Origin of the sequence: Sulfobacillus thermosulfidooxidans DSM 9293 (assembly GCF_900176145.1) — a bacterium.
Lineage (GTDB): Bacteria > Bacillota > Sulfobacillia > Sulfobacillales > Sulfobacillaceae > Sulfobacillus > Sulfobacillus thermosulfidooxidans.
On sequence record NZ_FWWY01000001.1, the window covers coordinates 810,001 to 828,425 of the forward strand.

17 protein-coding genes and 1 pseudogene are annotated in these 18,425 nt (G+C 49.4%); 3 read left to right on the forward strand and 15 right to left on the reverse strand.

Annotated features, from left to right (window positions below):
* Positions 1–2: 2 nt before the first annotated feature.
* Complete coding sequence (locus B8987_RS04330; RefSeq protein ID WP_084660901.1) at positions 3–2,123, forward strand: transglutaminase TgpA family protein; 2,121 nt, start codon at positions 3–5, stop codon at positions 2,121–2,123.
* Between the two features lie 47 nt (positions 2,124–2,170).
* Here B8987_RS04330 and sigH read toward each other — a convergent pair whose 3' ends face one another.
* From sigH to cysS, 3 genes are all read right to left on the reverse strand, one after another.
* A complete protein-coding gene (gene sigH / locus B8987_RS04335; protein WP_037913168.1) occupies positions 2,171–2,824 on the reverse strand; it encodes an RNA polymerase sporulation sigma factor SigH in 654 nt (217 codons plus the stop codon).
* Positions 2,825–3,033: 209 nt separating this feature from the next.
* On the reverse strand, positions 3,034–3,894 hold the full coding sequence (gene rlmB / locus B8987_RS04340; RefSeq protein WP_051351126.1) for a 23S rRNA (guanosine(2251)-2'-O)-methyltransferase RlmB: 861 nt from the start codon (positions 3,892–3,894) through the stop codon (positions 3,034–3,036).
* On the reverse strand, positions 3,833–5,245 hold the full coding sequence (gene cysS / locus B8987_RS04345; protein WP_084660902.1) for a cysteine--tRNA ligase: 1,413 nt from the start codon (positions 5,243–5,245) through the stop codon (positions 3,833–3,835). The genes rlmB and cysS overlap by 62 nt, the downstream gene beginning before the upstream one ends.
* 372 nt (positions 5,246–5,617) lie before the next feature.
* On the opposite strand from cysS, the gene B8987_RS04350 reads away from it, so the two are divergent.
* Together B8987_RS04350 and B8987_RS04355 are read left to right on the forward strand one after the other, a co-directional pair.
* Positions 5,618–6,805: an NHL repeat-containing protein gene (locus B8987_RS04350; protein WP_028962678.1), complete on the forward strand. Its 1,188-nt coding sequence runs from the start codon at positions 5,618–5,620 to the stop codon at positions 6,803–6,805.
* Between the two features lie 220 nt (positions 6,806–7,025).
* Positions 7,026–7,703, forward strand: coding sequence for an N-acetylmuramoyl-L-alanine amidase family protein (locus B8987_RS04355; RefSeq protein ID WP_176213146.1), 678 nt, complete (start codon positions 7,026–7,028; stop codon positions 7,701–7,703).
* On the opposite strand, the gene ispF is transcribed toward B8987_RS04355, so the two are convergent.
* The 12 genes and pseudogenes from ispF to B8987_RS04410 form a co-directional block, all read right to left on the reverse strand.
* Positions 7,686–8,165: a 2-C-methyl-D-erythritol 2,4-cyclodiphosphate synthase gene (gene ispF, locus B8987_RS04360; RefSeq protein ID WP_028962677.1), complete on the reverse strand. Its 480-nt coding sequence runs from the start codon at positions 8,163–8,165 to the stop codon at positions 7,686–7,688. The two genes, B8987_RS04355 and ispF, sit on opposite strands and share 18 nt — an antisense overlap.
* On the reverse strand, positions 8,158–8,856 hold the full coding sequence (gene ispD / locus B8987_RS04365; protein ID WP_037913081.1) for a 2-C-methyl-D-erythritol 4-phosphate cytidylyltransferase: 699 nt from the start codon (positions 8,854–8,856) through the stop codon (positions 8,158–8,160). Before ispD ends, ispF begins: the two co-directional genes overlap by 8 nt.
* A 106-nt stretch (positions 8,857–8,962) precedes the next feature.
* The gene (locus B8987_RS04370) at positions 8,963–10,060 is read right to left on the reverse strand and encodes a PIN/TRAM domain-containing protein (protein ID WP_084660904.1); all 1,098 of its coding nucleotides are present in this window, start codon (positions 10,058–10,060) and stop codon (positions 8,963–8,965) included.
* Positions 10,061–10,263: 203 nt separating this feature from the next.
* Positions 10,264–11,277 carry a DNA integrity scanning diadenylate cyclase DisA gene (gene disA / locus B8987_RS04375; RefSeq protein WP_051351125.1) on the reverse strand — a complete coding sequence of 338 codons (1,014 nt, stop codon included), beginning with the start codon at positions 11,275–11,277 and terminating at the stop codon, positions 10,264–10,266.
* A gap of 195 nt (positions 11,278–11,472) precedes the next feature.
* A complete protein-coding gene (locus B8987_RS04380) occupies positions 11,473–12,165 on the reverse strand; it encodes a S16 family serine protease (protein WP_084660905.1) in 693 nt (230 codons plus the stop codon).
* A gap of 43 nt (positions 12,166–12,208) precedes the next feature.
* Positions 12,209–12,826: a hypothetical protein gene (locus B8987_RS04385; protein ID WP_139793462.1), complete on the reverse strand. Its 618-nt coding sequence runs from the start codon at positions 12,824–12,826 to the stop codon at positions 12,209–12,211.
* Between the two features lie 108 nt (positions 12,827–12,934).
* Positions 12,935–13,501, reverse strand: a complete 567-nt coding sequence (locus B8987_RS04390) for an AAA family ATPase (RefSeq protein WP_051351123.1) — start codon at positions 13,499–13,501, stop codon at positions 12,935–12,937.
* Between the two features lie 6 nt (positions 13,502–13,507).
* Positions 13,508–13,603 (reverse strand): annotated as a pseudogene (locus tag B8987_RS20195) (hypothetical protein); the annotation flags it as partial.
* Between the two features lie 23 nt (positions 13,604–13,626).
* The gene (locus B8987_RS04395) at positions 13,627–16,086 is read right to left on the reverse strand and encodes an ATP-dependent Clp protease ATP-binding subunit (RefSeq protein ID WP_020373715.1); all 2,460 of its coding nucleotides are present in this window, start codon (positions 16,084–16,086) and stop codon (positions 13,627–13,629) included.
* 61 nt (positions 16,087–16,147) lie between these two features.
* The gene (locus B8987_RS04400) at positions 16,148–17,194 is read right to left on the reverse strand and encodes a protein arginine kinase (RefSeq protein ID WP_051351122.1); all 1,047 of its coding nucleotides are present in this window, start codon (positions 17,192–17,194) and stop codon (positions 16,148–16,150) included.
* Positions 17,181–17,750, reverse strand: a complete 570-nt coding sequence (locus tag B8987_RS04405) for a UvrB/UvrC motif-containing protein (RefSeq protein ID WP_051351121.1) — start codon at positions 17,748–17,750, stop codon at positions 17,181–17,183. Before B8987_RS04405 ends, B8987_RS04400 begins: the two co-directional genes overlap by 14 nt.
* Position 17,751: 1 nt before the next feature.
* The gene (locus B8987_RS04410) at positions 17,752–18,216 is read right to left on the reverse strand and encodes a CtsR family transcriptional regulator (RefSeq protein WP_028962671.1); all 465 of its coding nucleotides are present in this window, start codon (positions 18,214–18,216) and stop codon (positions 17,752–17,754) included.
* Positions 18,217–18,425 lie beyond the last annotated feature (209 nt).

The window sequence follows — 18,425 nt, forward strand, 5'->3', positions numbered from 1 at the left end:
ACGTGATATCCCATAAAAGTCAAATTGTATTACGAGGAATTTGGATGAGCGCGCTCTTTTGGCCTTATACGCATGGGGGCGGTTTTCATGATGCCGCCTTATTAGCCCTGACGCCCCTATGGTTATCGTTTGGGGATTTATGGTCCTCGTGGATTTTGCGCTGGACGACATGGATAGTCATGATGGTTGCCGAACTCACTCTCGAATGGGCATCATTGCCTAGCTTACGCCATGTCTTTATCACCTTTTCGCGTTCGGTTCTGGTTTTGCACCAGTTGTCCTTCACTAATTGGAACCAAATCTCTGCCCATATTGCGACCCCTTTACTATTAATCGGGGCGCTTTTGGGTTGGCATGTGTTTCGTCAAGCCAATAACTCCCGGCGCATTGCAACCCTTTTGGTCATCGGTATTGCCGCTTTGGCGGTTAACCATGTGTTCTGGCAACTGCCCGCGGAACACCCCCTTTTTGCCTATGCGGCCATTGGCTTATTATTGTTGTCTTCTCACCATGTTTTAGCGCCGTTGTCCCGTCAGGGATCATCCAGCATCATGGCCAGTGTTGTTGCCGCTCTCACAATATTCGTGCCGTTGAGTTTAGGATGGGCTGGAACACCGCGTCCTGGTCATGCCAGTTTAGGGTTTTTAGGGGGAAATCTCCAAGACCTCCGATTTCTTACGGGCACAGGTGCCACAACTGGATATTCAGAAGGCATCAATCATATCGGACATTCGATTGTGCCCAATTATAATCCCGTGATGATTGTCCATTCAAAATCGCCGCATTATTGGCAAGCAGAGATTTTCAACACGTTTACCGGCAAAGAATGGACTAATCCCGGATCCAATGCCGTGCAAATCACCCCCGAAGATTCAGGTATCCCGTTATTTAGCCTTCCCTTTGATACGTCTGAAGTCTCCACCACAACCGACACCATAACGTTTCAAGCGGTAAACGGCCATCCTTTTCGCACGCTGTTCTATCCCGGTGTCCCCTTATCCTTTGGTTATACGCCATCATCCCTGGTGCTGTATCCTAATAAAGAACATTTTGTGTCAAACGCCATCTCTACGTACCGCGTCACCAGTATCATTCCCCATTTCAATGCCGCGTTACTCAATCATGTCACCTTTGGAGAATATCCCACGCCGCCATTGTCTCAAGACTTACAAATTCCCAGTAATCTTTCCCCGCGAGTTGGTCAATTAGCCAATCAGATTACCCAACACGCTTCAGGGCCATGGCAAGCCGCTTTAGACATCAAACATTATCTCGACACGCATTATGGCTATTCGTTTCACGTCACCCCGACGCAACACAATGTTGTGAACCATTTCTTGTTTAACGATAAAGTCGGGTATTGCGACCAATTTTCCACTGCGTTCATCATGATGGCGCGCAGCATTGGTATACCGGCCCGGTGGGTCGCGGGATATGCCCCAGGCCAGTATAACGCCCATGATCATGGCTATTTAGTCCGGGCCATCGATGCGCATTCATGGGCTCAAATTTACATCGCACCCTTTGGCTGGATTCCCATTGATCCGACTCCTGGGTTTAACATTCCTGATCTGTCTGTTCCCAAAACCTCTTCATCATCATCGTCACAAACGTCCCTATCCATTCCAGTCACTTTGGCCGTGCCGAAAGTCCACTACAATCCGCCCCCCGGGGTCAGTGAGCACATACTCAAAACGCCTACGGCAAAAAGCGCCCACCGGGTTCACCCTTCCCGTAGATTCTTGCCCGTGAGAAACATCTTGGGTTTCCTCCTTTTACCTCTGGTTATCCTCATAGCGGTGTTTGGCATCCGTAAACGCAAATACTGGCTAGCACGCGAACCACAGTCCCAAGCGGTAAGTTTGTGGCGTCAAATCAAATGGTGGACCCACTTTAGGATGCGTGTCCCCACCAAGACCCTCACACCGCGAGAATGGTTAGCTCTGTGGCAGGCTGAGATGACCAGCGATGTACGGGAAAGCCGGCAATTAGTTCAATATCTCGAGCGCGGCCTATATGGTCCCGACTCATGGTCCTTGGACGACGCTCACCAAGCGCAACATCTATGGAAGAGACTGCGCTTTGCCATTAAAAAGTCCTCCTCCAGATCACAAGCATCATAAAAAGAAGACCAGCACCCTTTAGCGAGTGCTGGTCTTTTTTCATCGCGTTACATATCCCGCGACGATGATGAAGGGAATAAGAGAACTTGCCGCCCATCTAAATACCGTTCTAATTTCCGTTTAACACGTTGTAATGCATTGTCTATGGATTTCACATGCCGTCTTAAATCCACAGCAATTTCCTGGTAGGACCGGCCGTCAAGATAGGCCATAAGAACTTTCCATTCCAGATCGCTTAAAATTTCACCCATTTTTTCTTCGATATCTCCGAATTCTTCCCGGTGAATAATCATTTCTTCAGGATCTGCCACTTTGGCCGTGGATACAACATCATATAAGGTGCGGTCAGAATCTTCTTCATAAATCGGTTTGTTCAAAGACACGTACGAATTCAATGGAATGTGCTTCTGCCGTGTTGCCGTTTTAATGGCGGTAATTATTTGGCGGGTAATACATAATTCCGCAAATGCTCGAAAGGATGACAGCTTGTCACTGCGAAAATCGCGAATGGCTTTATATAATCCAATCATGCCTTCTTGCACAATATCTTCACGGTCCGCCCCAATTAAGAAATATGAGCGAGCCTTGGCACGAACAAAATTCCGATATTTTTGAATCACATATTCGAGCGCATCCGCGCTGCCTTCGCGGGCATCTTGAACGATATCTTCATCGGTCATGTTATCAAAGCCGTTCGGCATTTCGTACGAGGGGCCTAACACACTCACATCGCCTCCATCACCAAGGCCTAAAGAAATCAGAATATTCTATAACAATATGTTAAAGAAACTTCACTTCGGCTAATGTCTGCCTCATTATAGCGAGGCACGAAAATCGCCGTCAAGTCTTCTGACGGCGAAACGTGTAACTTTTGCGTTTTTTGTCCACATTCATAAAAAATATGACACGATTAGGGTGCTTGTCGCTGTCGTACCACTTCGAAAGCCAAGACCGCGCATGCGGTGGCCGCATTCAACGAGGCCACTTGGCCCACCATGGGCAATCTCACGGTTTGATCACAGCGTTTTTTCACTAAGGGGCGAATCCCTTGCCCTTCGGCTCCGATTACGATCGCGGTGGGACCATGATAATTCGCCTGGGTGTACAAGATCTCACCTTGGGGATCCGCAGCATAAACAAAGATTCCCCACTTTTTGATGGTCTCAATGGTTTGCGCCAAGTTGGACACAACGGCCACAGGAACATATTCGGTAGCCCCGGCTGAGGCTTTACGCACGGCAGGCGTCAATGGTGCGCTATTACGGCTCGGCATAATCACCGCATCCGCTCCAGCGGCATTGGCCACACGAATAATAGCTCCCAAATTTTGTGGATCCTGAATTTGATCTAGCACAATCAAAAACGCGTCAAATCCCCGAGCCGTGACCAAAGCATACACATCATCTAACGTCGCAAGCGGTGCGACACTGATTAATCCCACCACTCCTTGATGATTCAGATCCCCAGCCAATTCGTCCAATTTAGCCCGCGGCACTTCATGAATCACGACACCTTTTTCCCGGGCGATCCCGAGAATTTCTTTGAGGCTGCCTTCGGCCAGCTGATTTTGGACCCACAACCGTTGCAAGGAACGCCCCGCGCGCAACGCTTCAAGAACTGGATGCCGTCCCACAATGACAGACTCATTTGCTGTCGCCGGCGCAATAGCTTCCAGACTCCCGGTATTTTTACGGACGCCTTCGCGTTGATTAGCGGGTTTGGCCATTTTCCGCCGCGAAAATGATCCGCGGTCCCGTGGGCGTGTCTTCAATGTAATATCCCGCCTTTATTAGTAAATTACGGATTTGATCCGCCTGGACATAATCGCGATTTTTCCGGGCTTGCTCGCGAATAGCCATTAAGCGTGTGGCCAAGTCGTTCACACCCTGATGGTCAGTAGCAAGGGCCGGCAGAAAATCTAAAATCATGTTGGCTTGAACCAGGTTATGACGTGCCCATCCTAAGGCATAAGCCCGGTGGTTTTGTTCAATCCCTTGATAGGCATTGTGAACCATATCAAAAATCTCGGCAAAAGCCCGTGCCGTATTAAAGTCATCATCCAAAAAACTCAAAAAGTTCGACTCAAATGTTCGCAGTCGCTTGGCCCACGGCGCGTCAATCCATTCGCTTGGAGCGGGAGCATCTTTAGCCTCCTCCCATAGACGCCAAATACGCTGAAGTCCTCGTCCCCATTCTTCAAGTCCTTGTAAACTAAAATCTAACGGGGTCCGGTAATGAACACTGAGCAAATATGTTCGTAACACCAGAGGATCCACGTTGTGAATGATCTCCTGGAGGCTAAGACCATTACCTAAGGATTTGGACATTTTCACGGCATTTTGTGTAATCAGCCCATTATGGACCCAAAACTGTGCCGGTTCACAATCATATAGCCCTTGGGATTGAGCGCGTTCATTCTCATGATGGGGAAAAATTAAGTCCATGCCGCCGCCATGCAAATCGAATTGACGACCGAGATATCGCGAAGCCATGGTGGAGCATTCAATGTGCCATCCCGGCCGGCCATATCCCCATGGGCTCTCCCAACCGGGTTCGTCTCTTGGGGCACTTTTCCATAGCGCGAAATCTGCGGGATCATGTTTTCCTTCATGAACCTCGACCCGAACCCCTTGATAAAGTTCTTCTATCCGCCTGCCAGAAAGCTGTCCATAGTTTTCATCGGTATTCACAGAAAAATAGACATCATGGCCAACAACGTAAGCCTTTTGCCGGTCAATCAGTCCCTGAATGAACGTAATAATTTCCGCAATATTTTCTGTTACCCGGGGAGCAAAATCTGGAGGCAGCACATGCAATTGTTGCATCAATTGATTGTACTGTTCCATATATTTCGCGGCCAATTGACTGGCTTGGACCTTCTCGCTTTGAGATTGGTTGACAATTTTATCATCAATGTCGGTAAAATTTTGGACATGGCGGACAATATAACCACGGCGCATAAAGTGCCGTTTAATCACATCCCAGACGACAGCAGGCCTAGCATGCCCCACGTGGGCTTCGGCATATGGTGTTACCCCACATACATAAATCGACACCTCACCTTCATGGAGAGGCACGAAGGGGCGTTTTGTTCGGGTCAAGCTATCATAAATTTGAATCATGGGCCGATCCTTTCTCCTAATCGCATTTCATCCCAGCATCATGCTCGCATTTTAGGAAAACTTGCTAACCGCGTCAATCTCGCTTTCCCAAAAGTATCCACCAGATAGACAACAATCATACCCTCGCCGAGCTTTTAAGCGATAGGGAACGTCCTTAAAACTTGGTGCTTAATCATCACTTCTTTTAAAATGGGATTATAATAGGTGTCGAAATCTGATATCATTGTGAATTCGACATGACCACCATCAACTTCAAGTTCATTCTAAAGACGTGTGTGGTCTACCTCTTATAACCGGTCTTGAATCGGGATTATGACATAGAGATTTCCGCAATGATCGCACCACTGACCAGCAGGAAGGCGGGACAGTCTTTTGAACATACGGCAATATGTGCAGTATAGTCTAATCCTGGCTTCGGCAATCCTCCTTAGCGGATGTCACGCCACCTCATCCCAACCGCCAAAAAAGCCTATCCAAACCGCGAGCCGCGCCACGCGATATGTCAGTATGCCGGTAATTCAGTGGCATCCGGTTTCTGTTGGACCCGAAGTGCTTTTGGACGAAGGAACGGCCATTTCTTCGGTGCTAGCTGGACCAGATGGACGTATCTATTACGGAACGAGTAATCCCCTCGGGGATAGCACGGTAATTGGCTGGTATAATCCGCAATCGGGTCAAAACCTATGGCGCACCGTCCCTTGGACACCATATTTTCCGAGTCATTCGGGCTTATCAGCCTCCAATTTAAGTCTGAGCCAGTCGGCATACTGGGGAGCTGTCGATTTAATCGTCAGCGGAGCCCACACGGTGTGGTATCGTCACTGGGGATATGTGGGAGGATGGACCAATGAGAATCGCTTTGTCCCCGGCGATTATGCCATTCCTGGACCCACTGTACATCGCAATCCCTACACAGCTTCTGTCTACACCTCTTTTCAAGGAACGCAGCTCGTTCGGATTATGAACGTGAATACGAAACAGATGCAGTCTTATCCTCTTCCCAGTAACGCCACACCCGTCGCCATTGCCTTTGGGCATAGTTCCCAGCATGTCTGGCTTCTGAGTGCGAATACCCTTTGGGAACTGAACACCCAAGATAATCAATGGACCCCAGAAGCGCAGGCGCCGACGGGAGACTTCTTTGTCAGTATGGGGCAATTTCGTTCAGGCCTATGGATCGTGGATGCAAACGGCAATATTGGCCTCATTCAACACCAACAAATTCAGTGGATTGCCCATTTGTCCCTCAGTCCTATTGCCGCAGAAACAGCGGACCATGACGGTCTGTGGTTAGCATCCGTCCATCATTTGACACTGTGGTTGCCACACCACGCGATAAAACAGTGGTCATGGCCTAAACTGTCCTATCCCGCTCCAGCCTCCACATGGAGTCAACATGGCTCGAATACCCCTCCTGACTGGCCTCCGATTCCCCATATCGCTATGGGTCCTCATCATGTCCTAGAAATCGGTTATGGAACAGATATCGGCCAGGCATATTTTCGCGCTGAAACGCCCCGAAGCTTGGCACAGAGCACACCTCAGCCAACCTCTCCCTAATTGATGACCACGGGCAGGAGATGCTTGGGTTGCAAAGAAAACTCAAGATGGCTATCACAGCTCTGGACAAAAGTGATGATCGCGACTTGCGGACCTTAGCCAGAGCTGGCTACCACAACAGGTAGGCTTGCCAAGACTTTCTGGCCTCAGTTTTCATGGAAAAATGTCTAATTTCTCGCACAATCACATAATGTGGGTCAGAACCAAGAGAAAGAGGCGGATGCTCTTGAATGTCGCCCACAAAATTTCTGGATGGCTTGCAATTGTCGGCTTGCTGGGAGCGTTCCTCATCACCTGCTATCAACTTCCCGTAAGCCCAGCCATAACTCCCACCCCCATCGTGGTCATTGACCCCGGCCACGGAGGTCAAGATCCTGGAGCCATTGGAGCCCAAGGAGTCTATGAAAAAAATATTAATCTCAGTATAGGTCTTCTCTTATCCACTCTTTTACGCCAGAGACAGATTCATGTGTATATGACCCGGACAAGCGACCGGGCTCCTAGTGCCCCTCCTTTTCATAATGTGCGCGATTTACGGTACCGCGCCTATTTAGCGCGCCAGTGGCATGCCACCATCTTTGTTTCTATTCATACCAACGCCGAACCAAGTGGCATCGCACAAGGTCCAATCGTCTATTACGCTTCTGGATCCGTATCATCATGGGAATTAGCCTCACAGGTCTCCAACGCCTTGGCACGAGTCACGGGCAAAGTCATTACTCCCCGCCCTATTCGGCAACTCGTCCTCCAAGAAGTCGGAGTCCCTGCCATCAATGTTGAGGTGGGTTTCCTGACGCATTCCTTGGACACATCCCGACTTATCAATTCCCAATATCAAAGTCAATTAGCAGCAGCCATTGCGGAAGGGATTATGCAGTATTTAAACCGGGGCCAATAAGACGGTTGCTAATGCTAAAATGCCTTCTTCACGACCCAAGGCTCCCAAATGATCGGTGGTTGTCGCTTTCACGGAAAAGTAATCCAATGGACAACCGCTGGCCCGGCTTAAATTTTGGCGAATCGCCTGGATATAGGGCGCTACTTTGGGACGCTGGGCCACGATAGTCAAATCAGCCGAAATCACTTGATAATGTGCATGAGCCATCATCTCCACAACGCGTGCCATTAATGCCACCGATGAGGCCCCTTTGACATCCGGATCCTCCGCATGAAAATACGTGCCTAAATCCCCCATTGCTAAAGCGCCCAATATGGCATCCATGTAGGCATGGGTCAGGACATCCCCATCCGTATCACCTTCTAGGCCCTTCTCAAAGGGAATATGCACCCCTCCTAAGATTAAGGGACGGTTAGCCACTAAGGGGTGCACATCAATGCCTTGTCCGATGCGATTAGTCATGGATTTGTTGTAACCTCCATTCAAACCAGCTCAAATCATCCGGCGTCGTAAGTTTGCGGTTATCATGATCTCCTGGTACGACCATGACCCGGTGTCCAAAATGTTCGACGACCTCCGCATCATCCGTTGGCACGCCTTGTTGCCAGGCTTCATGAGCTTGACGAATCATACGGTAGTGAAACCCTTGAGGAGTTTGGGCGAGGCGCAATTGACTCCGGGGAATGGTTTTTATCACTTCAACTCCCGAGGGTGTTTCCACGACTCCTTTGACGGTATCGGTCACTGGCAGTGCGGGCATTGCCGCTCCTTGTTGAAATGCAGCATGTCGTACCCGGTCAATCACCGCAAAGGGAACCAAAATCCGTGCCGCATCGTGAATTAAGACAACGTCCTGATCTTGGGCTAACCCTTTAAGTGCCGCAAGGCCTTGTTGTACGGATAAATAACGTTCTGTGGATCCCGTCGTCAACCGCCAGTGTGTTAACCCAAACTGGTTGAACCAGTGCTCAATCCGCTCAAAATCTTCGGGACGCGCCACCACTACGCCCCCATCAAATTCACCCTTAACCGCAAAGTGCCACAGGCTCCAGGCAAAGGCAGGACGCCCTCCCACCATTAACCATAATTTAGGACCTAAAGCCCCCATGCGGCGACTTTGGCCTGCCGCCAACAATATGCCAAAACTTTTCACAGAACACCCCTAATAGCTGGGATTCACATCGTCCGCCCCTGTCACATGATGCTATTGTACAGGAAAAAGCCCGGCATTAGCCGGGCTTTGAACGAAAAACTGTCGCTTACGCTTCACTCAGTTCAACAGCCCCTAAAGCGGACTTGAGTTTGGCAAATATCATCCGGCCTGCAGCTGTTTGTAAAACTGAGGTCACAATCACCGTAACCGTTTGGCCAATAAACTTACGGCCCCCATCCACTACAATCATCGTTCCATCGTCCAAATATCCAATACCTTGGCCCGACTCTTTTCCGTCTTTGATTACGTGCACAACCATTTCTTCTCCTGGTAAAACGACCGGCTTTACTGCATTGGCGAGTTCGTTAATGTTGAGAACCGGAACGCCTTGAAGTTCGGCCACCTTGTTGAGATTAAAATCGTTCGTAATCACTTTGCCGTCCAAGATTTTTGCCAGTTTGAGCAGTTTAGAGTCAACTTCCAAACTGGGATCGACATCACGTTCATAAACTTGTACCTGTGTCTTTAACTCTTTTTGAATGTGGTTGAGAATATCAAGTCCCCGGCGCCCACGATTACGCTTTAAGACATCGGCGGAGTCGGCAATATGTCTTAATTCTTCAAGGACAAATCCGGGAATGACCAAGGGACCTTCGAGAAATCCGGTTTGGCAAATATCTGCGATACGTCCATCAATAATCACAGACGTGTCGAGGATTTTCGGTTTCACGCTGTCATTCACACGGTGTTTCACCCGCGGCAACCAGCTTTGCGGACGCATCAGTTCGTCCTTTTTCCGAATGGATACCCTAAGTCCGACATAACCAAACCCAACGCTTATCGCAATACGAATCAAAACCCCAACGAGGCCTAGTCCATTTAATTCGGACGTTAAAAGAAACGCAATTAAGAGCCCAACAATCAACCCGACGGAGCCAGACAATAAATCTTGTGTGGGCGTTTTTTGTAACCGACTTTCGCCCCACTCCATTGTCTTACTGGCTCCATTAATCAGCCAAGGGCCCAAAATATAAGCAATCAAACCGCCTCCAATGAGACCAATGCCCAGTAAAATGGCTCCGCGGTCTGGTCCTAGTCCATTCAGATATGGTAGCGCCTTTAAGGCATGAAGATTTTGGAATACGCCCGCAATCCCGAGTACTCCCCCAAAGATCGTGAGAATTTGGCGCACAGTTCTTCCCATATCTGCCACCTCCCCCTGACATAATCAGATGACCCATAAGATGTTTGTCATCCCAATTTCTAGTTTTTCCCGGAGGTGTGGAATAAATACCCTAATTTACAAGTGCAGAAAACAAATTCAATACCTCCGTGAGTAATATCATAGCACCGAATAGATGAGAAAAAGCAAAGAATTTGGCAAAAAGGCACCGGTCAGTCCGGTGCCTAAAAATTTGCATCGCTATATGTCTCATGCAGTGCAGCCCAGATAGTTCGCGCTCTTTGGGATCCGATTCCTGAAATTTGGCTGAAGTCGTCTAGCGAAGCCTGTCGCATTTCGGATAATGTACGATATTCTTGCATTAATATCTCAATGACATCATCCGGCAGTCGAATAGTATGTAGTAGACGGTATCCACGCGGCTCTATCCGGTAGTCCAACTGATCATAACCTAAACGATTCGCCCACATTTCCTGGGACCATGATGCGGCATCGAGTATCACCGGATTGGGAACGGGCATATTTTCAGCCTGATAATCTTTCCAAATCCCTATCCAATCGCGGAAAATATCGGGGTACTCTTCTAATTGCAAATCAATAAGATGACCGTCCCGCCCTAACTCTACCACATATCGATTAATTTCTTGACGAATGCTCAAGGCAATATATCCTCGCCGCAAAGCCTCGATGACATCGACTAAGGGAACAGCTTCTTCGGCCTCACTTTCGGCAAGGCGCCTCACCGCGCTCCGAAATAACCGATCATACCGGCTTAAAGAGGCCAAGGCACTCGTCGCTTTCGTCAAAATATAACTTAAATCATGCAGAACATAACGGGATTGTCCTTTGTAAATCGTGACAATACTTCGTCTTTCCGACACCGCAATGACCGTAGCATTGCGCGTTTTAGCTATGCGCTCCGCGGTACGGTGACGCATGCCCGTTTCGGCTGATGTGGCATATTTTTTGGGGATGAGCTCCACATTCGCTTTACGAATTCGATGGATGTCTTGGTCAAGGAGAATGGCCCCATCCATTTTCGCTAGCTCATAGACAAATTCATGGTGAAAAGGGACATCGAGGCGAAATCCTCCTTCGCAATCTTCATCAATCTCTGGTTCTCCGCCAATAATAATTAATGCACCCGTTCGCGCGCGAATAATATTGTCTATCGCTTCCCGAAGAGCCGTACCCGGCGCAATTCGGGATAACACTTCCAGAAGCGGATCGTCCATCATAGTCGGCGGGGACTCCGCCCTTGCGGGCGGAGAAAAAGCCGCCTTCGCTCCTTTCTTAGTGCATACGTGCTTGCAACAGCTGCTAACCCGTGCTGCCGGTACCAGAATCAGAAATCACAGAGCATCCTCAGATCCCTAAGGCTGGTTACTGGGATTATTTGCAACCTAAGACCTTAAGAGCGGGGGTTGACCGACTTATTCCTCTGACAATTCGAGCCCTAATCGGGATACAACCTCACTCACCTGGGTTGCTGCTACCGTAACGAGACCGGGTTGAACAGAGGACACCGCACCAGGGACCAAGACTCGGGTAAAACCTAATCCCATGGCCTCCTTAACCCGCTCCGCTAACCGGGGCACCCGGCGGATTTCCCCGGTTAATCCCACTTCACCGCATACTGCCCATTCACAAGACACAGCTTTGCCCGTAAAGGAGGACAACGCCGCCACCAGCACACCCAAATCCAGCGCCGGGTCATCTAGCGATATGCCGCCCGTTACCTTAAAATAGGCATCCATTTCCGACATCTTTATCCCTAAATGCCGTTCGATCACTGCTAGGACGAGGGCCACGCGGTGAGGATCCATGCCCGATACAACTCGCCTAGGGGTCCCAAAACTTCTCACCAACAAAGCTTGCACTTCCACCATAAGCGGTCGTGTTCCTTCAAATGCCGCCACTACGATGGACCCAGGGCGGTCTACGGGTCTCTCTTCCAGCAGTAATCGGGAAGGATCTTCAACCCCGACCAATCCCTCACCTTCCATCGCAAACAATCCCAGTTCACTCGTAGATCCGAAACGATTTTTGATGCCCCGAAGGACCCGAAACATTTGTTGACGGTCGCCTTCGAACATTAACACGACATCCACCAAATGTTCGACCACGCGGGGACCTGCTAGCGCAATTGGACACTGTCTTCATCCTTCGTTAGGAGCACGGCCAGAGATATTTTTTCGGCACCGGATCGTATTGAAGCCACGGGTAATCTTTTTGCAGGTGAACCCGTTGCCATGTCCCTTGATGCCGCCAGAGTTGCGACAAACCGAACCAGTCTTGAGCCGGTGCCTGCCCAATTAATTGCGGTTGGTGTGATAATCCGGCCAATACCGTAATGGCTTGCCAATTTTCTGGCCATTCCACATCATCGCACGCTCTATCCATCCACTGGCATAAGATCTTCCACTGCATCACGCCCAACTTTTTGGCCAAATTTTCAGATATAGACCAAATGGGACCCGCATGCAGGGCCGGTTTTTCTTTATGGTCCAACCACAGCATACGTCGAAACAATTGAGAATTATGCATCCCATAATCTCTATCCACCAAAACACACCATAATGCATCCGTTGGTGTAGGAGCCAATAAGAAAATAGCGGGTTCGAGCCTCAGGGGAAGAACCTCGATACCATGGCTCGCCATACTCTGCCCAAGTTTCCAACTTTGCAGCACTCTGGCATCTGGTTGGCCATTAGTTTGACGCCGAAGAATCTTATTACCTTGTGCCCATAACGTGAGGAGCTGAGCATATTGTCTCTGAGGATCCAAAGTATTCGCCGCTTTCTTTGTTTCCTGCACGTTGATCGCTGTGACGGGCTCTCGCGCGTCACTCCCGATGTTTCATGCATATAGCTCAGTAACTCGACCTAAGTTTCCTTAAGCCGCGGGCCGCTTTGACCCTTCTTTATTCACATGTCCCACTAAGAAAATGGGACAGACTTCTTTAGCCAATCGCATTAAGCGAGCGGCAATCCCCCGAACTTGTCCCACACTGCCAGGAGCGGACTCGATCTCGGGATCATAAACGGTTTGTAACGAATCTACGACCACCAATTGCCATTTCTGCGCCCGGATTGCCTGTTCGATACGCTCGATATTCCCTTCGGCCATAATATAAAGACGATCAGGCAAATCCCCCAGACGCTGGGCACGAATGCGGGTCTGACCTTGAGATTCTTCTGCCGTAATATAGAGGACCGGTCCCGTGCGACTCACAAATGAGGCGATTTGAAGCAACAAGGTCGATTTACCAATGCCAGGATCGCCCCCGAGCAAGAAATATCCGTTGGGAACCATGCCTCCCCCTAACACCCGATCGACTTCAGCAATGCCCGTAGAGATCCGTTCAACATGCTCAGACTGCACGGCCCCGATAGGGATGGGGCCGTCCCCAGCAGTAAGGGCCGACGGTTTAGAATTTTTGGTGACAATCTCTTGTTCCATCGTGTTATATCCCCCACAGCCGGGACAACGGCCTAACCACCGGGCAGAAGTCGTTGCACATACTTGACATACATAGCGCGTCTGTTCCCGAATCCCGTCCACCTCCTAATAACAGTCTGAAGACGTCATGATTGCTTCATCACCGGGTCATTTTCCGGTATCTGGGAAAATGTCAATTGCCCATCTTCCGCATCGACTAAAATATGGGCTCCTTCGGCAAACTTCCCTGCTAAGATATCCTCAGCTAATTGGTCTTCGACAAGTCGCTGGATAGCCCGGCGAAGTGGGCGGGCACCAAAGACCGGATCATAACCGGATTTCGCAATCACCAGCTTGGCGGCATCGGTCACGGACAGCTCATAACCGTTTTGGCGAATCCGGTCTTCCACTTCTTTGAGCATGATGCCAACAATTTCTGCCAATTGTTCAGCCGACAATTCATGGAAGACAATAATTTCATCGACCCGGTTGATAAATTCCGGCCGAAAGGTATGCTTGACTTCATCCATTAACCGGTCTTTCATTTCCCGGTAATGACTGTCGTCCGATTCTCGGCGGAATCCAATCGTGTTCTGACGCTTAATCAAATCCGCACCAACATTGGACGTCATGATAATTACCGTATTGCGGAAATCGACCGTACGTCCTTTCGCCTCGGTTAAACGGCCTTCTTCGAGGACCTGCAACAAAATGTTGAAGACTTCCGGATGTGCCTTTTCAATCTCATCCAACAAGACGACGGAATACGGGTGACGACGCACAGCTTCCGTCAGCTGACCCCCTTCTTCGTAACCCACATACCCAGGAGGAGCCCCCATTAACCGAGAAACCGCATGACGTTCCATGTATTCGGACATATCGATGGTCACCATCGCCTCTTCATCACCAAATAGTGAGGACGCCAAGGCTTTGGCCAATTCCGATTTTCCGACTCCGGTTGGGCCGAGGAATAAGAACGATCCAATGGGACGTCGAGGATTTTTCAACCCTGCTCGAGCTCGGCGAATGGCACGACTCACGGCTTTCACCGCTTCGTCTTGTCCTACCACCCGGGCATGTAATTCGTCCTCTAATTTAAGGAGCCGCTCCGATTCTTCTCCCTTGAGTTTTTCTACCGGAATTCCAGTCCACGACGAGACAATATGGGCAATATCCTCCGGGGTAACATTAATCGCTTCTTTCCCTTGACGGCTATGCCACTCCTGGGTTTCTCGGTCAAGCTCTTCTCGCAGCTTTTGTTCTTCATCACGCATTTGAGCCGCTTTTTCAAATTCCTGGGCTTGAACCGCTGCTTCCTTTTCCTTGCGAATCTCCTCCAACTTTTCAGCGAGATCTTTCAGATCGGGTGGCGCCACATAGCTTTTGAGCCGGACCCGTGACGCCGCTTCGTCAATTAAGTCAATGGCTTTGTCCGGTAAAAAGCGATCCGAGACATAACGGTCGGACAAGCGCACAGCGGCTTCTAAGGCCTCATCGGTAATATTGACACGGTGATGCGCTTCATAACGGTCACGGAGTCCTTTGAGAATTTGCAAGGCTTCATCCGCTGACGGCTCTTCCACCATAATCGGCTGAAATCGTCGTTCTAGAGCCGGATCCCGTTCCACATATTTGCGATATTCATCTAGCGTCGTGGCTCCAATGGCCTGTAACTCACCACGGGCTAACGCCGGTTTTAAAATGTTGGCCGCATCAATCGCGCCTTCGGCTGCTCCAGCGCCCACAATCGTATGCATCTCATCAATGAACAAAATCACGTTCTTGGCTTCGCGTATTTCGTTCATCGCTCGTTTAAGCCGATCCTCAAATTCTCCTCGATACTTGGAACCTGCCAACATCGCTCCTAAATCCAGCGCCACGACACGGCGGTCCTTTAAAATCTCAGGGACTTTGTTTTCCACAATGCGCTCGGCTAAACCTTCTACTACGGCCGTTTTTCCAACACCGGGTTCTCCAATGAGGACGGGATTGTTCTTGGTTCGCCGACTAAGAATTTGAATCACCCGTTCAGCTTCTTTGTCGCGGCCAATAACCGGATCCAATTTCCCTTCCCGGGCCATTTGGGTTAAGTCCCGACCATAGAGATCCAATGTCGGGGTATTGACCGCTTGCGGCTGTTCGGGAGCTCCTCCAGCGGGAACTTGTCCGCCAGCGGCATTATGCAATAATTGATGACGCACTTTATTTAAATCGGCTCCTGCCGCTAATAATACTTGCGCTGCAACCCCTTCACCTTCGCGAATCAAACCCAGCAAGAGATGTTCGGGTCCAATATAGTTTTGATTTAGAGCCCGCGCTTCTTGCCCGGCTAATTCCAATACCACTTTTTTGGCCCGTGGCGTAAAGGTTACTTCCTCATTGGGGCCAATAGCCGGTCCCCGTCCGGTGGCTTTTAAGACTTCCGCACGGACGGTTTCCAAGTCCAACCCTATCGACTGAAGGACTTTGGCCGGTAAGGAATTGGTTTCCCGTATGAGACCCAAAAGTAGATGTTCCGTCCCCACAAAATTGTGGCCCATCCGTCGCGCTTCATCTTGCGCATGAATCACCACGCGACGAGCTTTTTCTGTAAATTGTCCAAACATCAGCATTCTCCTTCCCCATTAAAACCTGTATCCCCTCTACCTATCCTCCCACGGAAAGCGCTTAGACAGACTGGACTTCCTCACGCAATCTTTCACGTAAAAATTGAGCCCGAATCTGATCACGCTCCTGGGCGTTTAATTCATGACCGGCTTGTGATTGCAAAAATCCCGGTCGGGTAAACAACGTCAACTGCGTAAATGTGCTTTTTGTTTTGGGCAATAAGCCCAAATCTTGTCCCAATTTCACCTCAGATAATAAGCGGAGCGCTTCTTCCGAGGTCATAATATGAGCATGTGTCAAAAGCCCCCATGCCCTTTCCACGCGGTCCGCCAGCATCACTCCTGCATTGTGCTGCAAATATTGACGCGCATGACGTTCACGTCCCACAATTTGCTGCGTCACCGTTGCCAAGTTATGAATAAATTCTTCCTCACTCAATCCTAATGAGACCTGGTTGGAGATTTGAAAAATGTTCCCAATGGCATCGGAACCTTCCCCGTACAACCCGCGAACCACCATGCCAATTTGAGCTAATGTCGTAAAGACTTGAGAAGCTTGACGCGTTAAGACGAGAGCTGGTAAATGCACCATAACCGAAGCACGCATTGCCGTTCCGATATTCGTCGGGCAGGCCGTTAAGTAACCAGAATGACTATCATAAGCGTAATCCAAACGACGTTCTAGCGCATCATCCAATTGATTCGCCACGGTCCAGGCTTCTTCGAGCTGCAAACCGGATAACAGGATTTGAATGCGCAAATGATCTTCCTCATTCACCATAATACTAATACTTTCCCGCTCATCAATGGCGATTGCACGGTACTTAACAGGTTCTTCGATAAATGCGGGGCTGATCAAGTGCTTTTCCACCAAAACCTGCCGGTCAATTGGACTGAGATGATCCAGCCGCTCGAAATGCATTTGCCACGTCCTACTTAAATCATTCACGGCTTGCTCGACTTGATGGAGCATTTTTTCGGCGACATCATCCGTCAACCGATTAGGAAATACCATATCCTTCAGATTACGTGCCAAACGAATGCGGCTTGAGAGGACAATATCAGCATCGGGCCCTTTCGCCTGCATCCATGCGCTAAAGGGCTCCATGATTTGACCCCCCAGAGGCATGCTGCTGTTCCAAAGCACGAATCTCGTCTCGCCATTTGGCTGCCTCTTCAAACGCTTCCCGGGCAATGGCCTCTCGCATCTTGCTACGTAATTCTTCTAATGTTCGCTGTTGTAGGATATCTTGACCGCCTCGCTTAGGTACCTTACCGTGATGCTCAACACTGCCATGTAAGCGTTTGACTAACGGTTCTAATTCCTCATGAAATGCCTCATAACAGTGGTCACAACCAAGCCGTCCAGTTTCGGCAAATTGTTGATATGAATAGCCACACACAGAACACGTCTTATCGACCACGGCTTGACGGCGTTGGCCCGTGGGAGTGGCACCTATCAATCCCCCGAGTACGTGTTGGATTGTGAACTGGGGCACCAGCATAAAGTGATAGGCGCCCTCTTGCCGGGCACAATCCTCACAAAGAAATCGATCAAATTTTTCGCCATTCACGACGGTACTCATGTGCACCGAAGCCGGGCGGCTTTCACACCGTTGACACAATTGCACCCGGTCCTGACGAGGCTCTGAATTTTGTTCCATATTAATTTGCCTCCTTCGGGCGGAGCAGCATCGTCAACATTGCCTGGAGAATCCTGGCCCTTAGACGGTCTCTTTCCGGAAGCCCAATATTCAAGACATCGCGACGCATGGCTGCGGAAAGTAGCGCTCGCTCCCGGTCTGTAATATGTTCTGCCTCGTAAAGCCGTTCAATAATACTTAGTGCGCGCGTTTGATCAATGCTTTCTAGTCCTGAGATCGCCTCAATGATTTCTTGAGACTCGGTTACGAGTTGCAGAACCTTTATGCCTCCTCCCCCTCCCCGTCGCCCTTCAACCAGATAGCCACGTTCAGGGGTAAAACGCGTCATCAATACATACGTAATTTGTGACGGCACACAATCAAAGCGCCCTGCCAAATCAGCTCGTTGAATTTCAATCACACCATCTTCTGATTGTGCTAAAAGATGGCGAATATATGCCTCAATCTCATCACTAATGCTAGCCATTTGACTCCCCTCTTGATTGACTTTGCCTTTTATTGCTCTTTAATTGTAGTATATCAGGTTTGTCAAGCACCAGCTTAGCATGTCACGTACGGACATAATACCACACCCAAATTCTTGGCAACACTTCTGAGAACAAGAAAATCTGGAAATCGCTTTCACCTCTTCTTAGTTTCTTCCATAGTGTGATATTGCCTAAGGCTAACAAAGAA